Here is a 26,448-nt window from a genome sequence, read left to right as displayed (position 1 = left end):
TAATAGCAAATATGGGGGCCTTGCGTGCGCGCCCTATTCATGGGTATCGGCCGAAGCCCGCTGTGAACCGCCGATATCGCGGAGAGACCAGGTTGATACGGATCCGAGTGAAGTATCCATCGTCGAGAGCGGATCACATATAAAGTCCACGGTATCGCAGGCAGAAGGGGGAGTGCTCGGAGCGTTGTAGGTGTTCCCAAGACAGGGCCATGAAACCCGAACTAGAGGACATACTCCTGCCGTGTGGATGGGTCGCAGAGACCACCCACGAGGACAGGATCGCGTTCAGGCGGGACGAGGATCGGATCCGGCTCATCGCGGAGCCGGCCGACGAGAGCCCCGCCCTTCCGGAGCTGTGTGCGAGCCAGCTCTGGCGACTCGCCTGCGAACGGCGGGTCGGCGAAGCGAAAAGCGATATGGGGCTAGGATACGTATCCACGACGAACGCCGCAGTGGATACGTTACTCAGACACATGCAACAGATAAACGAGGTCGGCGAATCGGACGAGGGCATCTCCTTGAACAGACTACTCGAGCTGCTCGAGGCCGACTCGGCGATCGAAAGCCACGACGAGTGGGGGCGGACGGCGCCCGACGACCCGGGACCACAGCCGCTCCCATGAGCGACCACCAGCTGAGCCCGTCGGTGACCGAGGCGCTCTCGGAGCGCGACCTGTTGATCGTCTCGAACCGGCAGCCCTACTCGCACGATCGCGAGGACGGGGAGATCACCGTCTCCCGGCCCGCGGGCGGGCTGACGGCGGGGATCGACCCGGTGATGCAGCGCGCCGAGGGCACCTGGATCGCGTGGGGCGACGGCGACGCCGACTTCGAGGTCGCGGACGACGGGCGCGTCGAGGTGCCCCCCGACGACCCCTCGTATACGCTCTCGCGGGTCGACCTGAGCGAGGCGGAGCTCGAGGGCTACTACTTCGGCTACAGCAACCAGGCGCTCTGGCCGCTCTGTCACGGGATGGTCTATCCGATGCGCTGTGACGGGCGGGACTTCGAGCGCTACCGGTCGGTCAACCGCCGGTTCGCCGACGCGACCGTCGAGGAGGCGGGCGACGGGAGCCTGATCTGGTTCCAGGACTACCACTTCGCGCTCGCGCCCCGGTTCGTCCGCCGGGAGCTCCCGGGGGCGTTGCTCGCGCAGTTCTGGCACATCCCTTGGCCCACAGCCGACACCTTCGGCGCCTGCCCGCAGGCCGAGGAGCTGCTCGACGGGCTGTTGGCCAACGACCTGCTCGTCTTCCACGTCCCTGAGTACGTGGAGAACTTCCTCGACTGCGTCGCGGAGGCGGTTCCCGGGGCGAGCGTCGACCGCGAGGACCGGACGGTCAGCCACGCCGGGGTGGAGACGGCGGTTCGGGCGTTCCCGCTCGGGATCGACGCCGAGCGGACGGCGGAGCTCGCCAACCGGCCGGACGTCTGGCCCGACCTCGCCGAACGGTACGGGCTCGAGGGCCAGACGGTCGCAGTCGGCGTCGACCGGCTGGATTACACCAAGGGCATTCCCGAACGGATCGACGCCATCGAGCGCTTCCTCGAGGAGAACCCCGAGTGGCGCGGCGAGTTCACCTACGTCCAGAACGGCTCGGCGAGCCGGAGCGAGATCGAGGCCTACGAGTACCTCCAAAAGCGGGTCGACACCGCGATCGAGCGGGTCAACGACCGGTTCGGGACCGACGAGTGGCGGCCCGTCGTTCGGGTCGACGAGATGCTCCCCGAGGCGGAGCTGTACGCGCTGTACCGCCACGGCGACCTCGCGCTCGTGAGCGCACTACGCGACGGGATGAACCTCGTCGCGAAGGAGTACGTCGCCTCCCAGATCGACGACGACGGCGTCCTCCTGCTCTCGGAGTTCGCGGGCGCCCACGAGGAGCTCGGCGAGGACGCGGTGACGATCAACCCCTACGACACCCGGGCGTTCGCCGACGCGATCGAGCGGGCGCTCTCGATGCCCGCCGACGAGCGGACGGACCGGATGGCCGCCCAGCGACGACGCGTCTCAGAGTACGACCTCGTCGCGTGGATGGACGACGTCCTCGAGACCGCGCTCGCCCGCGAGAACGACCGCGACCTCTCGGTGACGCATGTCTGAGGTCGCGGGCGACTCGCTCGAACGGTTCGAGGACTCCCACGGGGAGATCCGCGAGGCCGTCGAGGAGGCCGCGGGTCTGGTGGTGTGTACGGACTTCGACGGCACGCTCGCGCCCATCGAGGAGGACCCCGACGCCCCGGAGATCGACCCGGAGAACCGCGAGCTGTTAGAGCGGCTCCGAGACGCCGGCGACACCCGTGTCGCGGTCGTCAGCGGGCGCGCGCTCACGGACGTCCGCGAGCGCGTCGGGGTCGAGGGGATCGCCTACGCCGGCAACCACGGGCTCGAGCTCGAACGCGAGGGTTCGGTCGTGGTTCATCCGATCGCGAAGCGACACGCCGACCGGATCGAGCGGATCTGTGAGGCGCTCAGCGAGGCGCTCGCGGGGATCGACGGGACGGGCATCGAGGACAAGGGCGTCACCGCGACGATCCACTACCGGCAAACGCCCGACGAGGCGGTGCCCGTGGTCCGCGAGGCCGTCGACGACGCCGTCGAACGCTTCGGCGGCAGCGGGATCGAGAAGACCGACGGAAAGGAGATCGTCGAGCTCCGGCCCGAGGTGCGCTGGCACAAGGGGATGGCCGTCTCGATGCTCGTCGACGACCACCCCGACGACTGGCTCCCGATCTACATCGGCGACGACACCACCGACGAGTCGGCGTTCCGGGCGGTCGACGACGGACTCGCGATCTACGTCGGTACCGGCGAGACCGACGCCCACTACCGGGTCCCGACGCAGTCGGGAGTCACCCCGTGTCTCTCGGCGCTCGCCGAGTGGCACGCCGGGACCGAGCGACGACCGCGGGCGGACGGCATCGAGCGATAACTACCGATCACGAGCGAGAACCAACGAAACTCATGGGCCGCTATCCACGAGAGGCACGCAGCGCGCGGATCAAATGTATCGCCTGCAACGCGCCCGTCGTCCGGACGGTAGAAGGGGAGTACGTCTGCGTCGATTGTGGCGACACGCCGGTCGAGCCGACCGAGTCGTCCGACCCGGACGGCGAGGGCGTCGAGCCGCGGCCGGCGACCGACTGACGGACTACTCCTCGAGGTCGAGCGCCTCGACGAGATCGTCGGTCATCTCCTCGCGACCGAGGTTGGCCTTGATGTCGTGGTCCTTCGCGAGCGACTGCAGCTCGCGGTAGGACAGCTCCTCTAACTCCTCGCGGCTCGACGGATCAGAGTCCTCGTCCCCTTCAGTCTCGTCCCCGTCGCCTTCGTCCTCTTCTTCTTCGTCTTCCTCAGCTTCCTCGTCTTCTTCAGCCTCCTCGTCCGCCTCTTCTTCGTCTTCGTCCTCTTCTTCACCTTCCTCGTCACCTTCTTCCTCTTCTTCGTCGTCCTCCCCCTCGTCGCCTTCTTCGTCTTCCTCAGCTTCCTCGTCTTCTTCAGCCTCCTCGTCCTTTTCGTCTTTCTCCTCTTCGTCTTCGGTTTCCTCGTCCCCGCCCTCATCGCTTCCTTCGTCTTCTTCCACCTCTTCGGACTCGTCTTCAGCGTCCTCATCGTCGCTCTCGCCAGACTCTTCCCCATCTGATTCGGCGTCCTCCTCGCTCGCTTGCTCGTCTTCGCCATCTTCTTCCTCGTCATCGCCGAGCGAACCGCCCACAGCGTCCGATATCAGGTCTCCGGAGAGCTGCTCCGTACCAATTGATTTGAGTTCGTCTTTGAGCGACGACCGAGCGTCAGGATCCACCAGCAGGCTCCTGAGCGCCTCGTGGATCGCGCCTTTAATCTCCTCGATCAGCTCGTCAGCTGAGGGGTGTTCGGCGAACGCTTCGGCGGTAACCTCTCCGAGTTCCCGGCCGAGTGCCCGCCCCAGTTCGCGCCCAAGGACCGCACCGACCTCCGCGACCGCTGCGTTGACATCCTCGCGCTTGGCCAGTTTTTCGAGATCGACCTCTTCGAGTAGATCGCCGATGTCGATAGCTTCGAGCAGTGCCCCAGTATTGACAGCCTCGATGATCGACTCGTCACTCATGATCCACACTCCGCCGATATTTCTGTTTCCCGTGATCTTCTCGTGGTCATGCTTTCATTCCCTCATTCTTCGTCTTCGTCTTCTTCGGCTTCGTCTTCTTCAGCTTCTTCAGTTTCTTCGGCTTCGTCTTCTTCGGCTTCGTCTTCTTCAGCTTCTTCAGTTTCTTCGGCTTCGTCTTCTTCAGCTTCTTCAGCTTCTTCGGCTTCGTCTTCTTCAGCGTCTTCGGCTTCGTCCTCTCCGGCGTCTTCCTCGTCGTCGCTTTCATCCTCGATGGTCACCGAGAGCTCCTCGTCCTCGCCCTCGATGGTCACGTTGTCCTCGCCGCTTCCGTCCTCGGCGTCGACCTCGACCGTGTAGTCGCCGTCTTCGAGCTGGACGGTGGTCTCGCCGTCGTCGTCGGTCTCGGCGCGTTCGGCACTCCCGAGAACGCCACTCAGAAGGCCCCCATCCGCGTCCTTGGTCGTCACGGTCGCGCCCGGAACGGGTTCGCCGTCCTCGTCTGCCACGGTGACCGTCAGTTCATGAGTGTCTTCTTCTTCGTCTCCGCCGCTGAGCCGGTCGGTAACCATCCGTCCGATTAGTTCGCCGATATGCCTTCCGATGATCGCACCGATCGCACGGCCGATCGCCTCGCCCAGGCTCTTGGTATCCCCGTCGGTGTCCTCTAGCTGTGTCCCTTCGAGGAGTTCGTCCGTATCGATGCTTTCGAGGACCGAACTGTCGTCGTCGTTGTTGTCGTCACTCATAGCTGTCAGAGCCTCCGCTCGAACACCGCTTGCGTCGCTGGTTCGCCACGGTTCGTGTGATGCGTGAATCGGTGCTCCCGGTGAATCGGTCAGCCGGTCGTCCCATCCGTCTCAGTCCTCCTCGTCTTCTTCCTCGGGCTCCTCCTCCGATTCCTCGTCTTCGTCCTCGTCACCGTCATCCCCTTCTTCATCAGCGTCTTCGCCCTCATCCTCTTCGTTTTCCCCCTCCGATTCCTCGTCTTCGTCCTCGTCGCCGTCATCCTCTTCTTCATCAGCGTCTTCCTCCTCGTCTTCTTGGTCTTCCTCATCCTCTTCGTCTTCATCATCACTCTCGGCTAACTCCTCGGCGATCATCTCCGCGATCTTCCGACCAGCGACCTCACCGAGCTTCTGGCCAAGGAATTCGCCAACCGCACGCCCGACCGCCACCCCGGTGTTCTGCTCGTCCGGGTCGAAGGAATCCTCTAATACTGTTCCTTCGAACACCTGCTCGAAATCGATGTCGCCGACCGCCTCCGTGACCGTATCGAGCAGCGAAGAGCCGCCGTTTCCGTTTTCGTTCTCGGTACCACTGCCGTTGTCGTCATTTCCGTTGTCACTCATGATAGTTCTCGCATCTGCGTTTTCATCGCACGTGGTTGTAATCCTATGCCCTTGCAAACTCGGGTCCCTGCGACGGGGACTCCGATAGAGCGGACACCGATCCGTCCGCCACCCGACGTGGCCGATGTCCGGAACATCGGTCTACTCACTCGGTAGTGTCCTCCCCACCGTTCGACTCGTTGTCCTCTGATTCACCGATCAACTGCTTGAGCAGCTCGTTGAGCAGCGACTCGATCGGGAACGCCGAAAGCAGCATCTGGATCGGGCTGGTGAGCCAGTTCGCGACGTTGCGCAGCCAGTTCGAGATCCGATCCGCAGCGTTTCGCGCCCAGCCCGCGATCCGATCCTCGATGTCGCTCGCCCATTCGACGACGCTGCTCAGCCGGTCGGAGACGCTTTCTGCAATCCCACTCAGCAATCCGTCCCCTTCGTCCTCTTCGTCCTCTTCATCGTCGCCGCCGAACAGCCCACGCAGCCAGTCGACCGGCGCGGTGAGCACGCCGAAAGCGCGGCTCGCGGCGTTTCGAAGCGTCTCGATCGGCGAGGCCAACGCATCTCGAAGCCGACCCAGTGCGCTACCGAGCGCACTGATCGGCGAGGTAAGAACTCCAAGAACTCGACCGCCGAGGCCACGCAGCGCGTCGATCGCGTTCTCGATGGAGTTTCCGAGACGGTTCGCGCCGACGCGCAGGTAGTCGGCCGGAACGCCGAGGGCGCTCTTGAGTCGCTCTGTGACACTCCCCAGCCAGCCACCGGGCGAGGGCAACGAGGGGAGTAGCCCCCGGAGCCGTCCCAGCGCGTTTTTGATCGAATCCACCGGCGAACTGACGATTCCCCAGATCCAGCTCGCAGCGCTCTTGAGTGCGTTGATCGGCGAGGTGATGACACCCCAGACCCGACTTGCAGCGCTCTTGATCGCACTGATCGGCGCCGCGAGCGTGTTCGCGACCCGGCTCAAGAGCTGGCGGGCCCATTTGAACGGTTTTTTGATCTGGTTCCAGAGCCATTTCAACGGCGAAGTGATGTAGCTCAACAGATTGAGGACGGTGTTGAGCAATCGGTTGAGCACGCCCGACAGCGAATCCAACAGCCCTGCGACCGCCGACAGCAGGTTCCCGAGTAGGTTCCCCTCTCCAGTGATCGCCCGAACGTCGAGGACGACCTCGTGGAGATCGACCTCCAGTCCGAGGAGATCGAGGAACAGCCCCTCGAGATCGAGATACAGCACCGTCGATCCGCGTTCGGTGCCGTGGCTCGCGGACTCGTCCTCGTCGACCTCGCCCTCCGCTTCCTTCGGGCCGACACGACCTTCCTCTTCGTCCTCCTCGTCCTCTTCGCCGACATCGAGCGTGAGCGTGACATCCTCGTCGTCGTCCTCGATCTCGATCGCTTGGTCGTTCGTCTCGTCGTCGGCTTCGACGGCCACCGTGTACTGACCTGACGCCAGATCGAAGGACTCCTGTCCGCTCGAATCGGTTTCGGCTTCGTCGGGGCGAGTCTGAAATCCCTCGACCAACCCCATATCCTCGCTTTCGACGGTAATAGACGCCCCTGAAACGGGCTCGCCTTCGTCGTCCTGTACGGTGACTGTGAGCGTGTGAGTCTCCTCGTCGGAGACGACGGTCAACGTGATCTCCTCGTCGCCTTCAAGGGGGAACTGGTCTTCGGCGCTCCCCTCGTCGGCCTCGGCCTCGACGACGTAATCGCCGTCCTCGACGAGGAACCGTGTCTCGCCATCGGAGCCGGTGTCCTGCTGTTCGCCCCCACCCAAGGAGTCGTCGTCCTTGTTTTCGACCGAGACGGTCGCGCCCTGAATATACTCGCCGTTTTCGTTCTCGACGACGACGATCAGCTCGTTTCGCTCGCTCTCCTCGGCTGCTTCCTCCTCGTCGCCGTCGTCGGCTTCGCCCTCCGCATCCTCTTCGTCCTCCTCGCCTTCATCGGCTTGTTCTTCCTCGGCCTCCTCCTCGTCTTCGTCCGCCTCGTCTTCGTCCGCCTCGTCTTCGTTTTCTGCTTCCTCCGCGTCTTCGGCGTCGGTATCGAGCGAAAGGGTAACCTCCTCGTCGGCGCCGTCGGTCTCGATTCGTTCCTCGACTTCCTCGTCGCCGACGACTGTTTCGACGCTGTATTCAGCGTCCCCTAACTCGAAGGTGACCGCGCCGTCCTCGTCGGTTTCTTCCTGCTCGGGATCGTCGACAACGCCCTCGATGACCCCCATATCCTTGCTCTCGACGGTGACGGGCGCGCCCGCGACGGATTCGCCCTCGCTGTTCTCGACGGTTACCGAAAGTTCGTATGTCTCTTCCTCGTCTTCCTCCGCTTCCTCGTCTTCTTCGTCTTCGTCGTCTTCGTCGGCCTCGCTTTCCTCGTCTTCTTCGTCTTCGTCGTCTTCGTCGGCCTCGCTTTCCTCGTCTTCCTCGTCGCCGTTCTCCTCTTCGTCCTCCTCACTTTCGTCGTCTTGCTCCACTTCATCGTCTTCCTCGTCACTTTCGCTCCTCTCGTCTTCCCCTTCTTCGTCGTCCTCTCCGTTCTCGGGTCCCGTGTCTTCGGACGCTTCTCCCTCTTCGTCGTCCTCCTCGCTTTCGTCCGCTGACTCCCCACCATCCGAAAGCAGTACGTGCCTCTCGGATCGCTCTATGGAGTCATCGGTCGTACGTTCATCACCCATCGTTTGAGTGAGTCAGTCCACACACATAAGTAGGTTCATGACGGTTTGCTCTAGGTCTCCGATTCGTTCACTTGAACGAGGGTGTAAACGACTCCTGGCAGTCGAGACAGACGTGGGACTCACGGTTGAGCGCGTCGGCGCTGCCGTCGGTCAGCCCGCCGTCGTTCGCGAGCTTCGCGGCGCCGACGCCGGCCTTGTAGACCTCCTCCTCGCTCCCGCACTCGGGGCATTCGACCCCTGAACCGTCCTGAAGGCTGTCGACGAGGCGTTCGAGGCGTTCGATACGTGCTTCCAGCTCCTCGAGGTGCTCGCCGTCGTCGACTGAGGCCTGCCCGAGCGCCTCGACGGCTTCCTCTACGTTCATCGGTTCGTCGATCCATGGCAGGACGATCTCGTCGTCACTCATGAGTATGGGTAGAACGCGTACGTCTATAACTCCCGTTGCCGTGACGACGGATCAGACGTCCTGATCCATGTCGTCGCGGCGGTACCGGTGGGTTCGACGGTAGCCGGTGATCGTCTGGTCCGCATCGAGCGTGATCTCGTAGCGTCCGAGGATGTCCTGGGTGTCGGGGACGCTCTTGCGTTCGAGGATCTCGACGGCCGCGACCCAGCCCGGCTCCTCGTCGTCGTCCTTCTTGCGGTCGCGGTCGACGGAGACGACGCTTATGAGCGGCCGTCCGATGAGGTCCTCGGCGACCTCGTTGATCTTCGTGCGCACGGCACCGATCTCGGTCTCGCTGACGTCGGTTTCGCTTGACATAGTGGATCCTGTCTCTTGATCGTCGATCGTCTCGTCGTCGGGCCCGTGTTGATAACAGAACCCGTCGTCCTGTTCCGGCCGGGTACACCGCTCACCGTCGGACGTCAGCGCCCGACACTGCCCGTCGTCTGATCCCGCAGCGGACATGGGGCCCGCTTACGCGGATTCGGCGGACGCCTCGATCTCGATGTCCTCGAGGTCGTCTAAGTCCCCTTCCTCCTCGGCTTGCTCGATCTTCGATATCTCCCTCGCGTAGTGGAGGAACGTGTCGACGGACGCGATGACGACACGGGCCTCGACGGTCAGGATCTCGATCCCGACGAGCGAGACGCGGACCCAGATGTCGATGACAGCGCCTTTGTCGAGGATCCGGTCGAGTACTTCCGCCAGACTTGACGTGCTTGGTCTTGCTTGACTCATGGTCTTCCCCTCTATCTCCAATGGCACTCCCCACCATCTTAGGGTTTCCCCTTCGAGCGCAAGTGCCGCGTTGGCTGACCGTGACACATATGCGGGTGCGTGCGAGTAGAGTTCGGTACCGAGCCACCATGACCGACGACTCACTCTACGTGTACGGCGTGATCGAGAACGAGGACCTCGATGTCGAGATCGACGGCGTCGACGGGGGCGAGCGCGCCTACACGGTCGACTACCAATCGCTTTCGGCCGTCGTCTCGGACATCGACACGGTCGAACCCGAGCGGACCGACGAGAACGTCCGCCGGCACGACGAGGTGCTCCAGACGATCCTCCAGTACGACGGCGGCCGGACGATCGTCCCGATGGGGTTCGGCATGGGGTTCAAGAACGAGCGCACCCTGAAGAACGTCCTCAGGAACGCCAGGCCGGTGTTCAGACGGACGCTACGGGAGATCGACGGGATGGTCGAGCTCGGCCTGAAGGTCCTCACCGAGGAGGACGCCGAGGTCGATCGCGAGGAGCTCCTCGCGGAGGTCAAGGAGCGGTTCGACCGGATAAGTGTTAACGTGGTGGAGAACGAACTGTTCAGTGATCGACTCGTGATCAACCGATCGTACCTCGTCGAGCGCGACGACCGGGAGGCGTTCGACGGGGCCGTCGGCGAGTTCGAGGATGACCACGACGAGCTGCTCGTACAGTACACCGGGCCGTGGGCACCCTACAACTTCGTCGACATCGAGATCACCGCCGAACGATAACCAATCATGTTCATCCTCGATGACATCCTCATCCGACCGTTCACCTCCATCCTCGACGCGATCCACACGATGGCGGTCAAGGAGCTGTACGACATCGAGGAGATCCAGAACGACCTGAAGGAGAACCAGCTGCTCTACGAGCTCGGGGAGCTTACCGAGGCGGAGTACACTGAGCGGAAGGCGGAGCTCGAGGCGGAGCTCGAGACGGCCGAACAGGCACACGAACAGCTCAACAACAAGAACATCCAGATCCAACAATGACGACCGACGACAACCATCGCGAAGCCTCGTCGCTGCTCGACGTCCTCAGACACGTCGTCGAGACGCTACAGGACGCGGAACGAGACGGCGAGGGGAGTGGAACGGGCAGCGGGACGGTCTCGGGCAACCACACGCGCACCGACTACGGGTTCAGCGTCGGCACCGGACCGGACCCCGACAGCCTCTGGGAGCGCCTCGGGGTCGACGAGGAAAGCGAGGCGAGCGGATCGGGGTCGTCGGGCTCGGCGTCGACGCCCGCACCCGCCGACGACGACCACCTCGTCGACATCCGCGAGGAGGAGGACGCCGTGGTCGTGCTCGCGGACCTCCCGCAGGCGACCGCCGAGGACGTCACCGCCGGGATCGACCGCGAGCGGGGCGACCTCGTCATCGGGCTCGGGAGCGAGGTGATCGAGCGGATCCCGCTCGGCGACGCCGGGATCGACGTGGCCGACTCGACGTTCAGGAACGGCGTCCTCGAGGTCCGCCTGCGGACCGAACCCGAGGGGGCAGGATCGTGAGCGAGACCGAATCGGAGACGCTCCAGGAGTCGATCCTCGACGAGCTCGAGGAGCTGCTCCCGGAGATCGCCGACGGGATCGAGGAGCTGAAGCGCCACATCGTCGAGGGGAGCGACGACGAGGACGTCATCGAGACCGCCGAGGAGATCTGGGACGTCCTCGACGAGGCCGAGGACGTCCTCGAGACCCTCGACCTCGAGGAGGTGCCCGACGTGATCGAGCTCGACGAGCTGCCCGACGCCGTCGACGTCGAGGAGATCCCCGAGGCGATCGCCGATGACGAGGACGGCGACGCGATCGATCTCACCGACCTCAAGGACGCGATCCGGTTCCGGGAGCTGTGGGAGGCCGCGGACATCGGGGACCTGCGCGAGGAACAGGAGGAGCTCGAGGAGGAGATCGACGACGTCACCGACGACGACGTCGACGGCGCGAACGAGGACGACGGCGGCCTGCTCGATACGGAGCTGGGGATGGGCGACGGCGCCCACATGCAGTTCGACCCCGAGAACCGCCAGCAACACATCGAGAACCTGATCTCGAAGGCGGTTGGGGGGTTCCGGACCGCACTGCTGGAGACCCACGACAAGCTCCGTCTGCTCTATAAGTACAACCAGGAGAAGCTGAGCGGACAGGACTCGTTGAACCCGACGGCGGTCTCGACGATGCCGAGCGGCCCGCTCGCGAACTCGGCCTCGACGCGGCGCTCGACGGTGCCCTCGCAGGTCAAGTACTCGCGGGCGGACAACCCGCGGCGGATCTACGGCCGACGGTTCGACGACGCGAACACGGAGTGACCTAACCATGAGCAGCGCAAAACCAACACGACAGAAAAGCGACCTCGCGGACGTCCTCGAGCTCGTGCTCGATAAGGGAATCGTGATCAACGCCGACATCGCGGTCACCGTCGGCGAGACCGAGCTCCTGGGGGTCGAGATCCGGGCGGCGATCGCCTCCTTCGAGACCGCCGCCGAGTACGGACTGGCGTTCCCGAGCGGCACGGACATGCGCCGGGTCGAACAGGCCTCGGGCCGCGAACCCCTCGAGGTCGAGGAGGGCGAGGAAGTCAACCTTGGGATCAGCGCGAGCGAGGGGGGCTCGAACGCGGACGACGATGAAGGCGGGAGCGAGAGCTCCAGCAGCGACCCCCCGAGCGAGCGCCCGAACCCCGAGGTCCCGATCGCCACCGACGACGGCGAGGGCGGGAGCGAGGACGAGGGTGACGGGGGCGGCGAGGAGGTGACCGACGCGGACGACGAAAGTGAGGGCGATTCATGAGACAGATCGACCTCGGCGGCGAGAGCGACGAGGGAAGCGAGGCGGACGCGGCCTCGGGGCTGCTGGCGCTCGTGATCACCGTCGTCGAGCTGCTCGTCGAGGCCATGGAGAAGGAGGCGATCCGACGGATGGAGTCGGGTGCTCTCGACCCCGAGGAGATCGAACGCCTCGGGACGCAGCTCCAGGCGATCGAGGAGGAGATCGAGGGCATCAAGGAGCGAGAGGGGATCGAGAGCGACGTCGGCGAGCTGCGCGGCGAGCTCAACGACCTCCTCTCGGACGGGATCGAACGGGTCTACGACGACCACTACGAGGAGCTCGAAGAATGAGCGGGAACGAGAGTCGAAACCAGAACCAGCGCGCCACGGAGTTCGACGAGGGTCGGTACCTCTACTGTGCGGTCCGGGCCGACGGTGACGCCTCGATCGACGTCGAGGGAATCGAGGGCGGCGAGGTCCGGATCGTCGAGCACGAGGGGATCGGCGCGGTCGTCCAGCCCGTCGACGCGATGTTCGATTCGGACGACCTCACGCAGGTCAAGCGGTGGCTACTCGCCCATCAGCGCGTCGTCGACGCCGCGGGCGAGGCGTTCGACACCCCCGTCCCCTTCCGATTCGACACCGTCATCAAGGGCGACGACGGGCGCGTCGAGGGCTGGATCGACGAGAACGGCGCGCAGCTCGACGAGGCCCTCGACGAGCTCTCGGGCCGCTGGGAGTACCGGATCGAGCTCAGATGGGACGAGGCGGCGGTTCGCGAGGGGATCGCCGAGGGCGACGAGGAGCTCGCGGAGCTCGAGGAGCGCATCGAGGGTTCGAGCGAGGGCACCGGCTACCTGATCGAGAAGCAGTACGACCAGCGCCTCGCGGAGCGCCTCCAGGCGCGCCGCGACGAGCTCGCGGGCGAACTCTACGATCGGGTCGCGGAACACGCCGCGGCGGTCGAGACGGCCGGGGACGGCGGGTCGACGCTTCTGGACGCCAGCGGGACGAACGGGGTCGACGACGGCCTCGAGACGGTCGTCCAGCTCTCGGTGCTCGCGCCCGGGGAGAGCGAGGGGCCGATCGGCGACGTCCTCGAGGGGTTCCTCGAGCGGGAGGGGTTCGACGTCAACTACACGGGGCCGTGGCCGCCGTACTCGCATGCCCCGTCGATCGGGGGTGAGGAGTGATGGAGCCGACGCGCACCGAGGGTCACGCGGTCGTCGACGTGCTCGACGTGCTGTTGACCGAGGGGGCGCTGGTCCAGGCGGACGTCGTCGTGACGGTCGCGGACATCCCGCTGGTCGGCATCAACCTCCGGGCGGCGATCGCGGGGATGACGACGATGGTCGAGTACGGCATCTTCACCGAGTGGGACGAGGAGATCCGCAACCAGGAGCGCTACCGGCGCTCGGAGTTCGGGCGCCGTCCGCGCCCGACGACGCCCGGCGACGAACGGTAAGGCCTTTTATCGCGCCCTCACACCCCCCGGTATGGTCACGCTCGGGCTCGTCGTCGCGCGGTTCAACCGGTCGGTCACCGATGGAATGGCGGAGGCGGCCCGCGAGGCGGCCGACGAGCGCGGCGCGGAGGTCGCGGAGACCCTCCGTGTGCCGGGCGCGTACGACAGCCCGTTGGCGGCCGACCGCCTGGCGCGCCGCGAGAGGATCGATGCGGTGGCGGTGGTCGGCGCGATCGTCACCGGCGACACCGACCACGACCGCGTGATCGCGGGATCGGCGGCCGACGGGCTCACCGAGGTGAGCCTCGAGCGCGATACCCCCGTGACCTTCGGCGTCAGCGGGCCGGGGATGTCCGGCGCGGAGGCGCGCGAACGCGTCGAGAAGGGTGCGGAGGCGGTTCACGCCGCCATCGATCTGGTGGAGGAACTATGAGCATGGAGTTTACCGACAGAGTCAGCCGAGTCGAACCGAGCGCAACGCTTGCGATCAGCCAACTGGCGACCGAACTCGAGAACGAGGGTGCGGACGTGGTCGACCTCTCGGTGGGCGAGCCCGACTTCCCGACCCCCGAGAACGTCGTCGACGCCGGCAAGGAGTCGATGGACGCCGGCGACACCGGCTACACCTCCTCGAACGGGATTAGCGAGCTCCGCGAGGCGATCTCCGAGAAACTACAGGCCGACGGGCTGGAGTACGGCCCCGAGAACCTCATCGTCACGCCGGGCGCCAAACAGGCGCTCTACGAGACGTTTCAGACGCTGGTCGACGAGGGCGACGAGGTCGTCCTGCTCGACCCCGCGTGGGTCTCCTACGAGGCAATGGCGAAGCTCGCGGGCGGGGAGCTTTCGCGGGTGGACCTCTCGGCCCACGAGTTCCGCCTCGAACCCGCGCTCGACGAACTCGCCGAGACCGTCAGCGACGACACCGAACTGCTCGTGGTGAACTCCCCGAGCAACCCGTCGGGGGCGGTCTACAGCGACGAAGCGCTCGAGGGCGTCCGGGATCTCGCGGTCGAGCGCGATATCACGGTGATCTCCGACGAGATCTACGAGCGCATCACCTATGGCGAGGAGCCGACGCCGCTCGCGACCTTGGAGGGCATGGCCGAGCGAACCGTCACGATCAACGGCTTCTCCAAGGCGTACTCGATGACCGGGTGGCGGCTTGGCTACATCGCGGCGCCCGAGGAGCTGATCGACGAGGCCGGAAAGCTCCACTCCCATTCGGTCTCGTGTGCGACGAACTTCGTCCAGCACGCGGGGATCGAGGCCCTCGAGAACACCGAGGAGTCGGTCGAGGAGATGGTCGAGGCGTTCGAATCGCGCCGGGACCTCCTGGTCGATCTGCTTGCGGAGCAGGACGTCGAGGTCCGCGCGCCCGAGGGGGCCTTCTACATGATGGTACCTGTAGAGGAGGACGATCAGGCGTGGTGCGAGGGCGCGATCCAGGACGCCCACGTTGCCACCGTCCCGGGAAGCGCGTTCGGCACGCCGGGCTACGCGCGGATCTCCTATGCCAACAGCGAGGAGCGCATCGAGGAAGCGGTCGACCGGCTGGTCGAGGAAGACTACCTCTAGGAGAGCCGCGCGGCGATGTCGGCCTCGGTGATGATCCCGACGGTCTCGCCGGCCTCGGTCACCATCACCGCTTTGTAGTGGTCGAGCAGGTTTCCGATCTCGTCGAGGCTCGCCTCCCGGGACACCGTGGGAAAGCTCTCGGCCATGTGCTCGACGACGGGCTCGTCGCGAGCCTCCGCGTCGAGGTGGACGAGGTCACCCTGGCTGATCGAGCCGACGGGAACACCGTTCTGTAGGACCGGGAGCTGCGAGTAGGCCTCCTCGTCCATCCTCGCGACCGCGTCGCGAATGGCGTCGTCGGGCTCGACGTGGATCACCTCCGTGTTCATGAGGTCGCCCGCGCGCACGATGCCGCCCTCGGCCTCGTCGAGCGCCTCGACGATCCGCCGGAGCGTCGAGAGCCGCGGGTCGACGTCCCCGCCCTCGATCCGGGCGATCAGCGGCTGGGAGACGCCCGCCTGCTCGGCGAGCGCGCTCTGGGTCAGATCGAGGTCGATCCGGCGTTCGCGCAGGTCCTGTGGCGTCGGGAGGTTCATGCGCGCCAATAACCACCGGTTATTATAAAAGGTTCGGGCTACTCGTCCTCCTCGGCCTCGATGGTCTCGACCACCGAGAGGGGGACGTCACGTAGCGCGCCGCCGACCTCGCTTTTGGCGATGCGCTGGGCGTGCTCCTCGCTCTCGGCGTTGAACACCGTCATCTCCAGGACGAGACCGACCAGCGCGGTGCCGGCGGCGATGTACGCCGAGTCGAAGGGCTCGCCGCAGGCCGGACAGCCCGTGGCGCCGACCTCGACCTCGACGTAGTCCATCTCCTGCTGGTTGAGACGCTTGCCGGCCTCGCTGACCGCGACGCCGATGGCGTCGTCGATCTCCTCGACGTCGCGAACCAACCAGGCCGCCTCCATCACTACCAGATAGTTCATACCCCTCCTCGCCCCTCCGTGGTGGAGTGCGTTGCGGTTCGGCGCGCACGTCATCCCGACGTTTCCCGTAACGTATGGGAATCCCGCGGGTTCCCAACCCAATAGTTTCAAAAGTCTGTAACGTTCGGAGTGGTTCCGTCGTGGCCCGACCGACGGGATCGAAAACCGAGAGCGGGCAGCGGGGACACGATCGATAGAATAGATCGTTACGTTCACGCTCGGCAACAAGAGTTATGTAGGGTCTGGTAATCAGCGACTGGTATCGGATGATCACACGGCTGCACCGCGCCACGCTGTTCGCACTGTACCAGACCACTGTCCTCATCGGGCTGTTGATGCTCCCGGTGGCGCTCGCCATGCGGCGGGTCGGCCTCACGCTGCCGGTCCATCGGCTCATTACGCGCGCCGAGCGGGCCTACGAGCGGCGTTCGCTCGCGGAGTGATCGGCCGGAACGAATGGGTTTATCAGTCCGTAGGGGGTAACGTTCGGTAATGCGAACACCGAACGAACTAGAGCTCTCCGACTCGCTCGTCTCCAGTCCCGGCCAGGCGGACCCCTACGAGCCCGAACTGGGAACGCTGCCCGACGCCGAGCTCCCCGAGGGTGCAGACGCCGCCGAGCTCAAGACCGGAACGACGACGGTCGGCCTGCGCGCCGAGGACGGCGTCGTGATGGCGACCGACATGCGCGCCAGCCTCGGCAACATGGTCTCGAGTAAGACGGTCCAGAAGGTCGAGGACGTCCACCCGACGGGCGCGCTCACCATCGCCGGCTCGGTCTCGGCGGCCCAGTCGCTGATCCGCACCCTCCGCGCGGAGGTCAACCTCTACGACGCCCGCCAGGGCGAGGACATGAGCATGACCGCGCTCTCGACGCTGACGAGCAACCTGCTCCGCAGCGGCGGCTTCTTCATCGTCGTGCCCGTGCTGGGCGGCGTCGACGACGACGGCCCCCACATCTACAGCCTGGACGCGCTCGGGGGCACCACCGAGGAGGCCTACGCCGTCTCGGGCTCGGGCTCGCAGTTCGCGCTGGGCGTGCTCGAACAGGACTACGAGGAGGACCTGAGCGTCGAGGAGGCCCGCGACGTCGCCATCCGAAGCGTCGGCAGCGCCGTCGAACGCGACACCGCCAGCGGCAACGGCATCAACATCGCGACGATCACCGAGGACGAGGTCGAGATCGAGCGCTACGAGGAGTTCGAGGGCGTCGACGACATCCAGAGCGGCCGATAACTACCGGTCGTCGACCCAGTCGGCGAAACTGCCCTCCAACAGCGTTTCCTTCTGACGGTCGATGTATTCGCGCTGAGCCGTCTCTATAGCTCCCGAGAGGGACGTCCCTTCCTCGACGAGGTCCGCGACGCGCTCGTGGCGCCACTCGGCGGGCGAGTAGCCGTGCCGGGCGCGGTGGCGAAGCGGCCAGAGATACGTTTCGACCTCCTGATCGCTGAGCCCGCGCAGCTTCAGGCCGTCGCGGGCGTGGTCGAACAGGTCGGCGAAGAGGCGCTCGCCGTCGATCGTCTCCTCGCCGCCGCCGGTGATCCACGAGAGGTCCGCGCCGAGGCCGTCGCGCATGGCGGCGTAGAAGTTCTCGCGGGCGTCCGCCCAGTCGAGGCCGATCACGGGATGCTCGCGGCGGGGGAGGCTCTCGAGGAGGCCCGCGAAGACCGCGAGGAAGGAGACGGAGTCGCGGACCGTCGGCTGGGAGCCGATGGGGCGGAACTCGATGCGGGCGTTGGCCGCGGAGCGGGTCGATCCGTCGAACACGGGTCGGACCCACCGCCAGTAGGTGCCGTGTTTCATGCGGAAGTGGGCGAACTCGTCGTCGAACCGGTCCGAGGTCTCAACGGGCATCGGGACGATGATCTCGTCGGCGACGACCCGGTCGACCGCCTCCTCGACGCTCTGGAGGTCGTGGGGAAAGCGGACCTTCCCCGGCGTCCCCTCGTTGAGGACGCTCTCGAAGACCGGGATCCGGTTGGTCATCCAGGCCTCGTCGACGACCCGCTCGTCGGGGACGTCGTCGTAGAGCGCGGGCGGGAAGAACGGCGAGTTCGCCCCGAGCGCGAGCAGCGGACCGGCGATGCGCAGCGCGTAGTTGAAGTAGTCAGGCAGGTCGGCGGCGTGGGCCACTTGGTAGTGGGGCTGGATCGACGTGATGAGGCTTTCCGGCATCACCGTCGCCGAGTCGAGCGTCACGTTCGGGGCGTCGAGATGCATCCCGGCGGTGGTCTCGCCCTCGGCGTTGGCCATCGCGTGATAGCGGACCGAGTCGCTCATGTTGGTCGCGATGCGGATCCCGCCGTCGGTGATGTGGTCGGTGAGGTACTCGCGTGACCCCTCGCCCTCGGGCGGGATCGTCCACATGCCGTCGCTGACGAGCGTGATCCCCTCGGGCCGGACGCACTCGAGGGCGGTGGTGAGCCGGGCCTTGATCTCCGCCTCCTGGGCGCGCAGGCCGTGGGCGTTCAGCGGCTGGGGGCTGGTCGACATCTCGGCGTTGTGCAGCCCCAGTTCCTTCTCGAAGCCGATGTACTCGAGCATCCGCCGGGGGACGCGCCGGAGCGCGCTCGTCTCGCCGTCGACGGCGTAGAACTCGTACTCGAAGCCGACGATCGCCTGGGGGTTGTCGAAGACTCCCTCGGAGAGCGCCTCGATGATCACGTCGGCGTCCTCGGCCGCGCGACGCTGGAACGTCGTTGCGTCGATCCCGAGGGCCTCGGTCACCGCCGCCGCGAGCTGGGATTCGGTCATTACCCGGGGATCGGCCGGCGATCACCTTTAAAGTAGGAGTGTCGAGCCCGGCCCGACGTCGCCGAACGGCGAACCGGGGCGGGGGACCACGGCCGGCGGGCCGTCTAAAGGCGGGCGAGTCGGACCTCGTCGTCGGTGACGGCCTCGATCCGGTCCGCCTCGATCGGATACGACCCGTCGTCGGCGTCGCCCCAGCCGAGCTTCGAGGAGATCCGCTCGGCGACCGTCGGGTCGGGGTCGACGTACAGCGTGCCCGCGCCGACCTCCGAGACGATCCCGACCTCCTCGCCGCGGGCGTCGACGACGGTCTTTCCCACCTCGTCGTCGCTTACCGCGGTGGCGCCGGGCCCGGCGTCCGAGCCCGTCGGGGCGTCGGGAACCGTGTCGACGCCGCTGTCCGAGCGCCCCGATCCGAGCTCGCCGTCGGCATCCCGCTCGACGATCTCGCTCTCGACCAGCTCGGTTTCGACGATCCGCTCGTCGATCGACTCGCCGCTCGCGAGCTCGCTTCGGACGAGCAGCCGCGTTTCGACCTCGCTTTCGAGGACGCGCCGTTCGACCACCTCGGTCTCGACGACCTCGCCCTCCCGGAGCTCGCCCTCCTCCAGGTCGCGCCTGACCAGCTCGCTCTCGACGATCGTGTCGTGGGTGAGGCCGCTGTCCCCGAGGTCGGCGGCGCCCTCGGTCGTCGGCTTGCCGTCCGCGTCGGTTCGGGTCTCGTCCTCGGCCAGGTCGCGCTCGACGGTCTCGCTGTCGACGACCTCGCTCTCGACCGTATGGGCCTCGAGGACCTCGGTCGTCACCCGGTGGAGCTCCACGACTTCGGTCTCGACGGCGTCGTCGACGATCTCACAGCGCTCTATCTCCCGGCCGACGAGCGATCGGTCGATCGCCTCCTCCTCGACGACCTCGCTTTCGACGACCCGGCTCCGGACCCGGTCGGTCTCGACGATCTCCTTCCGGACGACCTCCGTCCTCGTGACCTCGGTCTCGGCGACGTCGCCCTCCTCGATGGTGCTCTCGTCCGTCGCCGCGGTCCCCGAGGTCCTCGTCCCCGTCGCCTCCCCGTCCGCCGATTCCGCGCGTCGGCCGGCGCTCGACCAGGTCGTTCCGGATCGCTCGGCCTCGAAGACGTCCTCGTCGACCTCCCCCTCGCGGGCGACGAACGTACAGAACCACCGCTCGTCGGGGTCCTCCCTGGTCGTCTGGTAGGCGAACGCGAGGCCTTCGTCCTCGAAGACCTCGAAGAACTCCTCCCACGGGACGGTCTCGACCGAGGCGTCGTCCGTTCCCTCGGGTACGATCGCGAGGCTCCCCGTCTCCTCGTCCGACGACCCGGTCGTTCGTGCCGCGGTCGAGCCTCGCGTTTCGACCCATTCGCGGATCGTTTCGTGGTCGGTCGTCGTCTCGATGCGCTCGTCTGCGGTGCTGTCGTCGACCATTGGTTCCCGGACGATAAACAGCCCGTTCGTGGTTAGCAGTACGCCTTGCAGCGTCAACGTCGGACCCGGATGCGGCCCCGACCGCGCGTGATGGGACCCGGTCCGAGCCGGCCCTATCCGGAACGGGGTCGCGGCCGCTAGTCGAACCCCGGGCCGTCCGGTACCCCGTCCCGTGGCATGGAAACGACCGTTCGAAGGGCACCGTGGGTCGACCCAGGGGATTGATGAACGGACCGCGCTTTGGGTGGACGTAATGGAGTACGACCGCGGGGTAGGGCGCCGGATCGGGCTCGGACTGGTCGTGTTCGGGCTGTTTCTCATTGCCGCCTACGTCATCGAGGCGTTCATCGCGGTCGTCGTGTTCGCGGTCTTCCTCTACTACTCGGTGCGGCCGATCCACCGCTTCCTCCGACGGTTCGGGATCCCACAACGCCTCCGAGCGCTCCTCGCGATCCTCCTCTTCGGGATCCCCTTCCTGATCCTGCTGGTCTATACGGTCGCGATCATCGTCATCGAGGTCCAGGCGCTCGTCGAGGCCTACGACATCCAGGACCAGGTGCTGAGCCAGGGCCTCGAGGAGTTCGACATCGCCGCACTGGACCTCGATACGCTTCAGGAGGCGATCGCCGGCGCGGGCGCACAGGGCTCGATCTTCGCCGCGCTGTTCAGCCTCTCGGGGGCGCTGAGCGTCGTCAGCAGCGCGATCGTCCAGCTGCTGATCCTCGTAGTGCTGACCTACTACATGCTCGTCGACGGGCCGCGGCTGCGGGCGTGGGTTCTCACGAACTTCGACGACACGGGGATCATCCGGGAGTTCTTCGACGAGGCCGACCCCGAGCTCTCGATGACGCTCTTCGGCAACATCGTCAACGTGTTCGTCACCGCGATCGTCGGCGTGATCGTCTTCTTCACGTACAACTTCTTCGTTCCGGAAACCGTTCAGGTGCCGTTTCCCGGCCTGTTCGCCGCGCTCGCCGGGATCGGAAGCCTGATCCCCGTCATCGGGATCAAGCTCGTCTACATCCCCGTCGGGATCGGGCTCGCGGCCGCCGCGTTCGCCGCCGGACAGACCGGCCTGCTGATCTACGTCGGGGCCTTCTTCCTCGCCGCGGGGGTCTTCGTCGACTTCATCCCCGACTTCTTCATCCGCGCGCTGATCAGCGGCGACAACACCCACACCGGGCTGTTGCTCGTCAGCTACATCGTCGGGCCGACGGTCTTCGGCTTCTACGGGCTGTTCTTCCTCCCGATCCTGCTGATCCTCCTGATCAACGCGACCCACGTCCTGCTGCCGTACGTGCTGTGGGGCGAGGACACCCCCGCCCACCAGACGACCCTCGGCGACTTCGGCGGACCGGACCAGCGGCCGCCGTCGATGGCCGGGAGCCGGACCGAGGGGACGTCGCCGGTGGTCGAGACCGAGGACTAACGGGGCTTCCAGTCGAGCGTCAGGGAGACGGTCTCCCGGTTCCCCCGCAGCACCGAGGAGCCCTCGCGGACGCCGATCTCGTAGCCGATCTCCTCGGGCGGGGTGAGCCGGACGCGCTTGTTGCCGACCGGGACCTCGATCCCGCCAGCGCCCTCCGTTCCGCCGTCCTCTCCCTCGTCCTCGCCGGAGTCGAGCTCGTCGGCGAGCCGCCGCAGCTGTGTCGCGACGTCCGCCCGGCTCATCCGTTCCTCGTGCAGGGTCTTCTCTGCCATACCGACACTGGGGCCACCGAGCCGATAAACCTAGGGCGCGGATCGAAGTCGAACCGCGGAGCTGGAGACCGTCCCGCCCGTTGCCGACCTCGTCCGGGCCGCCCATCGAGTGCTCGACGGCCGGTAACGCCCACAACACTTTTGTCAGTATACATACAACATCGCATATGAGCGGTTCGACGGCGCCGAACTTCTGTTCGCGATGCGGAACGCGTCTCGGGGCCGGGGACGCCTACTGCTCGCAGTGTGGCACGGCCATCGGTGAATCGGGCGAGTTCCGTGGACGGACGGCACGGCGCGACGGTCGCGGGGAGTTCCGCCAGCAGCTCGACGCGATGGTCGCCGAGGGCTGGGAGATCGAGGGCGAGTACGACGACCGGGTCGTCCTGGTGGACCGCGGGATCGGATCGATCGGGCTCCACGTTCTCTTGCTGTTGTTCACGGGCGGAGTCGGCAACCTCCTCTACGGGTGGTACAGCTACTCGATGAACGCCGAACGGGTCGAACTCCGGGCCGACGGGACGCGCCGCCGGCTGAGCGGGCCGAGCGACGCCGAAGCCGACATCGACCGGGACGTGCTCGACTGGGGGTTCAGCGTCCTGCTCGCGACGCTGCTCCTGTTTCTGGGCCTGATGGTGCTCGCGACGAGCGGATCGGTGGCCGCCGGAACGATCGGGCTGATCTGCCTCCTCGGGGCCGTCGCGGTCCTTCCGCCGGCCCGACGCCGCCTGGCCGCACGCCGATCGGTCGGCACGTTCGGCCGGGTTCGCGGGACCGACGAGCGGGTGATCGAACGGCCCGAGACGCCCTGTTCGGCCTGTGCCTCGCCGATCGAGCAGGGCGTCGAGCGGCGCTACGGCGAGCGGACGTATCTCGCGGGGATCCCGCTGTGGACCCACGAACACGGCCGGAACGCCTACTGCCGTCGCTGTGCGGCCGGCGACTCGTCGGACGAAGGTCGTGAGAACTACAGCGGCGAGACGGACACGACGGTCAGAAACGACCCGGTTTAGAGGACGTCCATCGCCTCGAGCCGTTCGGGCAGGTAGGTCTCGGTGACGAAGTCGAGCCCACGGGAGGCGAGCGCCTGCTGTTCGGCCTTCTTCCCGATCTCGAGCTGGAGCTCGATCTGTTCCTCCCAGTAGTCGGTCTGGAACCGGGGGTCCTCGAGCTCGTTCTCGAGGGCGTTGACGTCCGAGTCCGACAGGGGGTCGGTCGGGAGGTCGTACTCGACGATGTCCTCGGGCTGGATGCCGACGAACTGCGCCTGGGGCGTCGCGAGGTACTCCGAGAGGTGCGCGGACTTGATCGAGCCGTAGGCGACCGAGCCGTAGATCCGGTAGGACCACGGGTCACAGTCGGTAAAGACGGTGACGGGAAGGTCGAGCTCGTCGTGGAGCCGTTTGGTGATCCGTCGGGTCGCGCGGGCGGGCTGGCCCTTGAGGTGGACGACGATCACGTTGTACTCCTCGTCGAAGCCGTTCTCGACGAGCCGGTCGCGCATCCCGCCGGTCTCGACACAGAGGACGAAGTCGGCGTCGTTCTCGAGGAACTCGATCGTGTCAGGGTTGTTCGGGATCTGATAACCGCCCTCGCCGACGTCCTCCTGGCAGTGGATCACCCGCTCGCCCCGCCGGGTCTGCTCGCGCAGCTCCAGAGGCCCCATGATCGTCGCGCCCGACTCCTCGGGGCGCATGTGGAAGTCCTCGCGGGTGACCTCCGAGACGATCTCGAGGTCCTCGATCAGCTGGTTGGACTCGTCCTGGTCGTTGAACTGCGCCTCCTCGTTGTCCCAGCTCTCCGAGAGGTAGTACAGCTCACGCAGCGTCGAGGAGCGGTCCTCGCCGAGCTGGTCGGCGAGGAACTCGATCGTGTAGATCGCCTTCAGGAGCTTGCGAGCCCCCCGGACCGAGTTCGCCGATCGGGTGCTCGTCCGGTCGCCGTAGACCCAAACCTGCGAGTCCTCGTCGTACTCGATGTTGCTCTTCGTCCGCGTCGGGAGCGTCATCTCGGGGATGTCCCCCTCCGCGAACTGGTCGTAGAACTCCGCCGCCAGTTCGATCAGCTGTTCTCGCGCGTCGTGTGGTGTGTCCGTGCTCATTCGTCTACCGTGAGTTTCGCGGTCTCGACCCCGCTCACGTCGAGGTCGAACGTCGCCTCCCCGTCCACGCTGTACTCCAGGGTCGCCGTCTCGCCCGCCGATATCGTGGGCGACCACTTGACGAACCACTCGCCGTCCATTTCTATCACTGTTCCCTCCGAGAGGTCGCTCGGCTCCGCGGAGACGATGTCAGTGACGTCGAGCTCCTCGGCGGTGCTCGAGTGGTTCTCGACGACCAGCTTCACCGTCCCGTTCTCGGCGGCGCGCGAGACCTGGACGTTGTTCATGATCCGGGCGAGCGCCGCATCGATGTTCGGCGATTCCCTCCCGGTCACCTCCGCGACCTTCTCGGCCATCTCGGGCAGGATCTGTGCCAGTACGTCCTGTTTCTTCCGGCGTTTGGCGATCGAACGCTGCTTCGAGAGGTAGGACTTCAGCTCGCGGGCGGCCTCACGGATCGCGAGCTCGATCTCGTCCTCGATGGCGGGGACGTTCGCGATGGCGTCCTTCGACTCGCTGGTGAACGGGACGTTCGTCGAGGCGACGTGGACCATCACGACCGCGGGACCGTTCGGCAGGCCGGTGTCGCCGGGCTGGTCCAGCCCGTAGTTGCGCCAGCCGATCGATTTGACCACGTCGGTGGTCGCACACGCCCCGCGCTGGTAGACCAGCGGGACGCGGTTCGCGAAGCGCATCACGTCGATCGACCCCTCGGCGGGGATGTCGCCGCCGTAGGCGATCCCCGCCTCGACGATGAACGGGTCGCCGCCGTGGACGTCGGCGTCCCGGGTCGCCGCGGCGTAGAACTCCGCGTCGAACTCCTTTCGCAGGCCCGCTTCGACCAGCTCGTCGGTGATCGGCGCCAGGCAGTCCGTCGGCGGGGCGATGATGTCGGTCTCGCGCATCGCATCGACCAGGTCGCGGGCGGTGTTGCGGTCGCTCGCGACCTCGCGGGCGAGCGGCACGTCGTCGGGGACCGTCCGCATGGCCGACCAGAACGCCTCGACGACGTTCTCGCGGGCGGTTTCGCCGATCGCCACGTCGTCGCGCTCCTGGGTCATGTCCGCCGCGCGGTCGACGTACTCCGCGAGAGCCGAACGGGTCAGCCGGTGGCGCCCGCCGTCGTCGAACTTCGCGGCGATCCGCCCCGCGAGGGCCTCGATCGTCGCCGCGTCCTTGTGGGTGCTCGTCGCGCCATCGACCAGGCGACGGCACTCCTCCTCGCGGTGTTCAGTGACCGCGCTCCAGACCGCCGCGACGGCCTTCTCGCGGGCGGTCTCGCCGAAGGTGCCGTGTTCGACGCTGATCTCGTCGGCGACCGCCGCGACGACCCCTTCGAGCTCGTGGTGGGCGAGGCTGTCGCGGGCGGCCACGCGCTCGGCGATCCCGTTCGCGAACGCCTCGATGGCGTCGGCGGCCTTGTTCGTCGTCGCCTCGCTCACGGCGTCCGCTATCTCGTCCTCGGCGGGCGGCTCCCAGGCCATCTCGCGGCCGAAGTAACGGTCCCGGAAGTTGTCGAGCACTTTGTCGGCGGTCTTCCTCCCGACGCGGGTGAACTCCTCCTGGAGGAACCCTGACAGCGAATGGGAGTCGGTCGCCCCGAGCATCTTGATGACCGTCCCGAGCTCGACGCCGTGGGGGTGGGGGCGGATCTCCTCGGTCTCGGCGGGGAGCTGGTCGGTCGCCCGTTCGGCCTTGAACGAGTCGTTCGGCTCGTGGAGCTCGATCCGGGCGTGGGGGTTGACGACCGCGGTGTGTTTGATGTAGTCCCGGAGCTGGCCGCGAGCGCGCATGTTCGCCTCCATCTCGAGCTCGATGCGCGTCCCGTGGGGGCGGTCCCAGGAGGTGGTCTCCTCCCTGCTGATCTCGGGCTCGTTGGTGTCGGTGTCGATGATCAGCTCGAAGTACTCGGCCTCGCTCGAGCCCTGGGTTCGGGAGGTGATCCGTGCGGGCTTCCCGCTGGTGAGCTGGCTGTAGAGGACTGCGGCGGAGATGCCGATCCCCTGCTGGCCGCGGGATTGCTCGCGGGCGTGAAAGCGCGAGCCGTAGAGCAGCTTCCCGAACACCTTCGGGATCTGCTCCTTGGTGATGCCGGGACCGTTGTCCTCGACGACCAGCCGGTAGTAGTCGCCGACCTCCTCGATCTCGACGTAGATGTCGGGGAGGATGCCCGCCTCCTCGGTGGCGTCCAGCGCGTTGTCGACGGCCTCCTTGACGGCGGTGACCAGCCCCCGGGCCCCGCTGTCGAACCCGAGCATGTGCTTGTTCTTCTCGAAGAACTCGGCGATGGAGATCTCCCGCTGGTTTGCAGCGAGCTCGTCGGCGATCCCCTGCTCGTCGCCGAGCGTCGACTGGAGCGACGTCATTCGTACGCGTCTCTATCGCCGGCGCACGT

32 protein-coding genes and 1 pseudogene are annotated in these 26,448 nt (G+C 66.3%); 18 read left to right on the top strand and 15 right to left on the bottom strand.

Annotation, left to right across the window (positions count from 1 at the left end; genetic code table 11):
• The first annotated feature begins 209 nt into the window (after positions 1-209).
• From WOA58_RS13160 to WOA58_RS13145, 4 genes are read left to right on the top strand one after another with little or no spacing between them, the layout of a single operon-like run.
• A complete protein-coding gene (locus WOA58_RS13160) occupies positions 210-623 on the top strand; it encodes a hypothetical protein (protein ID WP_340604700.1) in 414 nt (137 codons plus the stop codon).
• On the top strand, positions 620-2,104 hold the full coding sequence (locus WOA58_RS13155; protein ID WP_340604699.1) for an alpha,alpha-trehalose-phosphate synthase (UDP-forming): 1,485 nt from the start codon (positions 620-622) through the stop codon (positions 2,102-2,104). Before WOA58_RS13160 ends, WOA58_RS13155 begins: the two co-directional genes overlap by 4 nt.
• Complete coding sequence (gene otsB, locus WOA58_RS13150; protein ID WP_340604698.1) at positions 2,097-2,933, top strand: trehalose-phosphatase; 837 nt, start codon at positions 2,097-2,099, stop codon at positions 2,931-2,933. The genes WOA58_RS13155 and otsB overlap by 8 nt, the downstream gene beginning before the upstream one ends.
• A 32-nt stretch (positions 2,934-2,965) precedes the next feature.
• On the top strand, positions 2,966-3,148 hold the full coding sequence (locus WOA58_RS13145) for a hypothetical protein (RefSeq protein WP_340604697.1): 183 nt from the start codon (positions 2,966-2,968) through the stop codon (positions 3,146-3,148).
• Positions 3,149-3,152: 4 nt separating this feature from the next.
• Here the strand turns inward: WOA58_RS13145 and WOA58_RS13140 are convergent, their stop codons facing one another.
• From WOA58_RS13140 to gvpA, 8 genes and pseudogenes are all read right to left on the bottom strand, one after another.
• Positions 3,153-4,088 carry a hypothetical protein gene (locus WOA58_RS13140; protein ID WP_340604696.1) on the bottom strand — a complete coding sequence of 312 codons (936 nt, stop codon included), beginning with the start codon at positions 4,086-4,088 and terminating at the stop codon, positions 3,153-3,155.
• A 62-nt stretch (positions 4,089-4,150) separates the two neighbouring features.
• Positions 4,151-4,834 (bottom strand): carboxypeptidase-like regulatory domain-containing protein, encoded by a 684-nt coding sequence (locus WOA58_RS13135; RefSeq protein ID WP_340604695.1) that lies wholly within the window; start codon positions 4,832-4,834, stop codon positions 4,151-4,153.
• A 111-nt stretch (positions 4,835-4,945) separates the two neighbouring features.
• Positions 4,946-5,437 carry a hypothetical protein gene (locus WOA58_RS13130; RefSeq protein WP_340604694.1) on the bottom strand — a complete coding sequence of 164 codons (492 nt, stop codon included), beginning with the start codon at positions 5,435-5,437 and terminating at the stop codon, positions 4,946-4,948.
• Positions 5,438-5,582: 145 nt separating this feature from the next.
• Positions 5,583-8,105: a carboxypeptidase regulatory-like domain-containing protein gene (locus tag WOA58_RS13125; RefSeq protein ID WP_340604693.1), complete on the bottom strand. Its 2,523-nt coding sequence runs from the start codon at positions 8,103-8,105 to the stop codon at positions 5,583-5,585.
• Between the two features lie 67 nt (positions 8,106-8,172).
• Entirely contained in the window at positions 8,173-8,511 is a 339-nt protein-coding gene (locus WOA58_RS13120) for a hypothetical protein (protein WP_340604692.1), read from the bottom strand.
• Positions 8,512-8,562: 51 nt separating this feature from the next.
• Entirely contained in the window at positions 8,563-8,868 is a 306-nt protein-coding gene (locus WOA58_RS13115) for a gas vesicle protein GvpO (protein WP_340605268.1), read from the bottom strand.
• Positions 8,869-8,892: 24 nt separating this feature from the next.
• Positions 8,893-9,015, bottom strand: a pseudogene (gvpO, locus tag WOA58_RS13110) (gas vesicle protein GvpO, halophile-type); the annotation flags it as partial.
• 9 nt (positions 9,016-9,024) lie between these two features.
• Complete coding sequence (gene gvpA, locus WOA58_RS13105; protein WP_122090611.1) at positions 9,025-9,288, bottom strand: gas vesicle protein GvpA; 264 nt, start codon at positions 9,286-9,288, stop codon at positions 9,025-9,027.
• 128 nt (positions 9,289-9,416) lie between these two features.
• Here gvpA and WOA58_RS13100 point away from each other — a divergent pair, with 128 nt between their 5' ends.
• From WOA58_RS13100 to WOA58_RS13055, 10 genes are read left to right on the top strand one after another with little or no spacing between them, the layout of a single operon-like run.
• Positions 9,417-10,046 (top strand): GvpL/GvpF family gas vesicle protein, encoded by a 630-nt coding sequence (locus tag WOA58_RS13100; RefSeq protein WP_340604690.1) that lies wholly within the window; start codon positions 9,417-9,419, stop codon positions 10,044-10,046.
• A 6-nt stretch (positions 10,047-10,052) separates the two neighbouring features.
• Positions 10,053-10,307, top strand: coding sequence for a gas vesicle protein GvpG (gene gvpG / locus WOA58_RS13095; protein ID WP_340604689.1), 255 nt, complete (start codon positions 10,053-10,055; stop codon positions 10,305-10,307).
• On the top strand, positions 10,304-10,828 hold the full coding sequence (gene gvpH / locus WOA58_RS13090; protein WP_340604688.1) for a gas vesicle protein GvpH: 525 nt from the start codon (positions 10,304-10,306) through the stop codon (positions 10,826-10,828). Before gvpG ends, gvpH begins: the two co-directional genes overlap by 4 nt.
• Entirely contained in the window at positions 10,825-11,625 is an 801-nt protein-coding gene (locus WOA58_RS13085; RefSeq protein WP_340604687.1) for a hypothetical protein, read from the top strand. Before gvpH ends, WOA58_RS13085 begins: the two co-directional genes overlap by 4 nt.
• A gap of 7 nt (positions 11,626-11,632) precedes the next feature.
• Positions 11,633-12,106, top strand: a complete 474-nt coding sequence (gene gvpJ, locus WOA58_RS13080) for a gas vesicle protein GvpJ (protein ID WP_340604686.1) — start codon at positions 11,633-11,635, stop codon at positions 12,104-12,106.
• The gene (locus tag WOA58_RS13075; RefSeq protein WP_340604685.1) at positions 12,103-12,435 is read left to right on the top strand and encodes a gas vesicle protein K; all 333 of its coding nucleotides are present in this window, start codon (positions 12,103-12,105) and stop codon (positions 12,433-12,435) included. Before gvpJ ends, WOA58_RS13075 begins: the two co-directional genes overlap by 4 nt.
• Positions 12,432-13,277, top strand: a complete 846-nt coding sequence (gvpL, locus tag WOA58_RS13070; protein ID WP_340604684.1) for a gas vesicle protein GvpL — start codon at positions 12,432-12,434, stop codon at positions 13,275-13,277. Before WOA58_RS13075 ends, gvpL begins: the two co-directional genes overlap by 4 nt.
• The gene (gvpM, locus tag WOA58_RS13065) at positions 13,277-13,549 is read left to right on the top strand and encodes a gas vesicle protein GvpM (protein ID WP_340604682.1); all 273 of its coding nucleotides are present in this window, start codon (positions 13,277-13,279) and stop codon (positions 13,547-13,549) included. The genes gvpL and gvpM overlap by 1 nt, the downstream gene beginning before the upstream one ends.
• Positions 13,550-13,580: 31 nt before the next feature.
• Positions 13,581-13,982, top strand: coding sequence for a 6,7-dimethyl-8-ribityllumazine synthase (ribH, locus tag WOA58_RS13060; RefSeq protein WP_340604680.1), 402 nt, complete (start codon positions 13,581-13,583; stop codon positions 13,980-13,982).
• Positions 13,979-15,127 carry a pyridoxal phosphate-dependent aminotransferase gene (locus WOA58_RS13055; RefSeq protein WP_390220957.1) on the top strand — a complete coding sequence of 383 codons (1,149 nt, stop codon included), beginning with the start codon at positions 13,979-13,981 and terminating at the stop codon, positions 15,125-15,127. The genes ribH and WOA58_RS13055 overlap by 4 nt, the downstream gene beginning before the upstream one ends.
• Here WOA58_RS13055 and WOA58_RS13050 read toward each other — a convergent pair.
• Together WOA58_RS13050 and WOA58_RS13045 are read right to left on the bottom strand one after the other, a co-directional pair.
• Positions 15,124-15,663, bottom strand: coding sequence for a CBS domain-containing protein (locus WOA58_RS13050; RefSeq protein ID WP_340604678.1), 540 nt, complete (start codon positions 15,661-15,663; stop codon positions 15,124-15,126). The genes WOA58_RS13055 and WOA58_RS13050 overlap by 4 nt on opposite strands.
• Positions 15,664-15,701: 38 nt before the next feature.
• Entirely contained in the window at positions 15,702-16,052 is a 351-nt protein-coding gene (locus WOA58_RS13045) for a DUF555 domain-containing protein (RefSeq protein WP_340604677.1), read from the bottom strand.
• A gap of 266 nt (positions 16,053-16,318) precedes the next feature.
• On the opposite strand from WOA58_RS13045, the gene WOA58_RS13040 reads away from it, so the two are divergent.
• Positions 16,319-16,495, top strand: coding sequence for a hypothetical protein (locus WOA58_RS13040; RefSeq protein ID WP_340604676.1), 177 nt, complete (start codon positions 16,319-16,321; stop codon positions 16,493-16,495).
• 49 nt (positions 16,496-16,544) lie between these two features.
• Complete coding sequence (psmB, locus tag WOA58_RS13035) at positions 16,545-17,288, top strand: archaeal proteasome endopeptidase complex subunit beta (protein ID WP_340604675.1); 744 nt, start codon at positions 16,545-16,547, stop codon at positions 17,286-17,288.
• On the opposite strand, the gene WOA58_RS13030 is transcribed toward psmB, so the two are convergent.
• On the bottom strand, positions 17,289-18,809 hold the full coding sequence (locus WOA58_RS13030) for a hypothetical protein (protein WP_340604674.1): 1,521 nt from the start codon (positions 18,807-18,809) through the stop codon (positions 17,289-17,291).
• A 104-nt stretch (positions 18,810-18,913) separates the two neighbouring features.
• Positions 18,914-20,251 carry a hypothetical protein gene (locus WOA58_RS13025; protein ID WP_340604673.1) on the bottom strand — a complete coding sequence of 446 codons (1,338 nt, stop codon included), beginning with the start codon at positions 20,249-20,251 and terminating at the stop codon, positions 18,914-18,916.
• 253 nt (positions 20,252-20,504) lie between these two features.
• Here WOA58_RS13025 and WOA58_RS13020 point away from each other — a divergent pair, with 253 nt between their 5' ends.
• The gene (locus WOA58_RS13020) at positions 20,505-21,680 is read left to right on the top strand and encodes an AI-2E family transporter (protein WP_340604672.1); all 1,176 of its coding nucleotides are present in this window, start codon (positions 20,505-20,507) and stop codon (positions 21,678-21,680) included.
• Here WOA58_RS13020 and WOA58_RS13015 read toward each other — a convergent pair.
• Positions 21,677-21,952, bottom strand: a complete 276-nt coding sequence (locus WOA58_RS13015; RefSeq protein WP_340604671.1) for an amphi-Trp domain-containing protein — start codon at positions 21,950-21,952, stop codon at positions 21,677-21,679. The genes WOA58_RS13020 and WOA58_RS13015 overlap by 4 nt on opposite strands.
• 167 nt (positions 21,953-22,119) lie before the next feature.
• On the opposite strand from WOA58_RS13015, the gene WOA58_RS13010 reads away from it, so the two are divergent.
• Positions 22,120-22,965, top strand: coding sequence for a zinc ribbon domain-containing protein (locus tag WOA58_RS13010; RefSeq protein WP_340604670.1), 846 nt, complete (start codon positions 22,120-22,122; stop codon positions 22,963-22,965).
• Here WOA58_RS13010 and WOA58_RS13005 read toward each other — a convergent pair.
• Together WOA58_RS13005 and WOA58_RS13000 are read right to left on the bottom strand one after the other, a co-directional pair.
• Entirely contained in the window at positions 22,962-24,053 is a 1,092-nt protein-coding gene (locus WOA58_RS13005; protein ID WP_340604669.1) for a DNA topoisomerase IV subunit A, read from the bottom strand. The two genes, WOA58_RS13010 and WOA58_RS13005, sit on opposite strands and share 4 nt — an antisense overlap.
• Complete coding sequence (locus tag WOA58_RS13000; RefSeq protein ID WP_340604668.1) at positions 24,050-26,419, bottom strand: DNA topoisomerase VI subunit B; 2,370 nt, start codon at positions 26,417-26,419, stop codon at positions 24,050-24,052. The genes WOA58_RS13005 and WOA58_RS13000 overlap by 4 nt, the downstream gene beginning before the upstream one ends.
• Between the last annotated feature and the right edge of the window lie 29 nt (positions 26,420-26,448).

Origin of the sequence: Halalkalicoccus tibetensis, from assembly GCF_037996645.1 — an archaeon.
Classification (GTDB): domain Archaea; phylum Halobacteriota; class Halobacteria; order Halobacteriales; family Halalkalicoccaceae; genus Halalkalicoccus; species Halalkalicoccus tibetensis.
The sequence above is the reverse complement of the archived record's forward strand: the minus strand, read 5'-3'. Positions and strand labels throughout refer to the sequence as shown.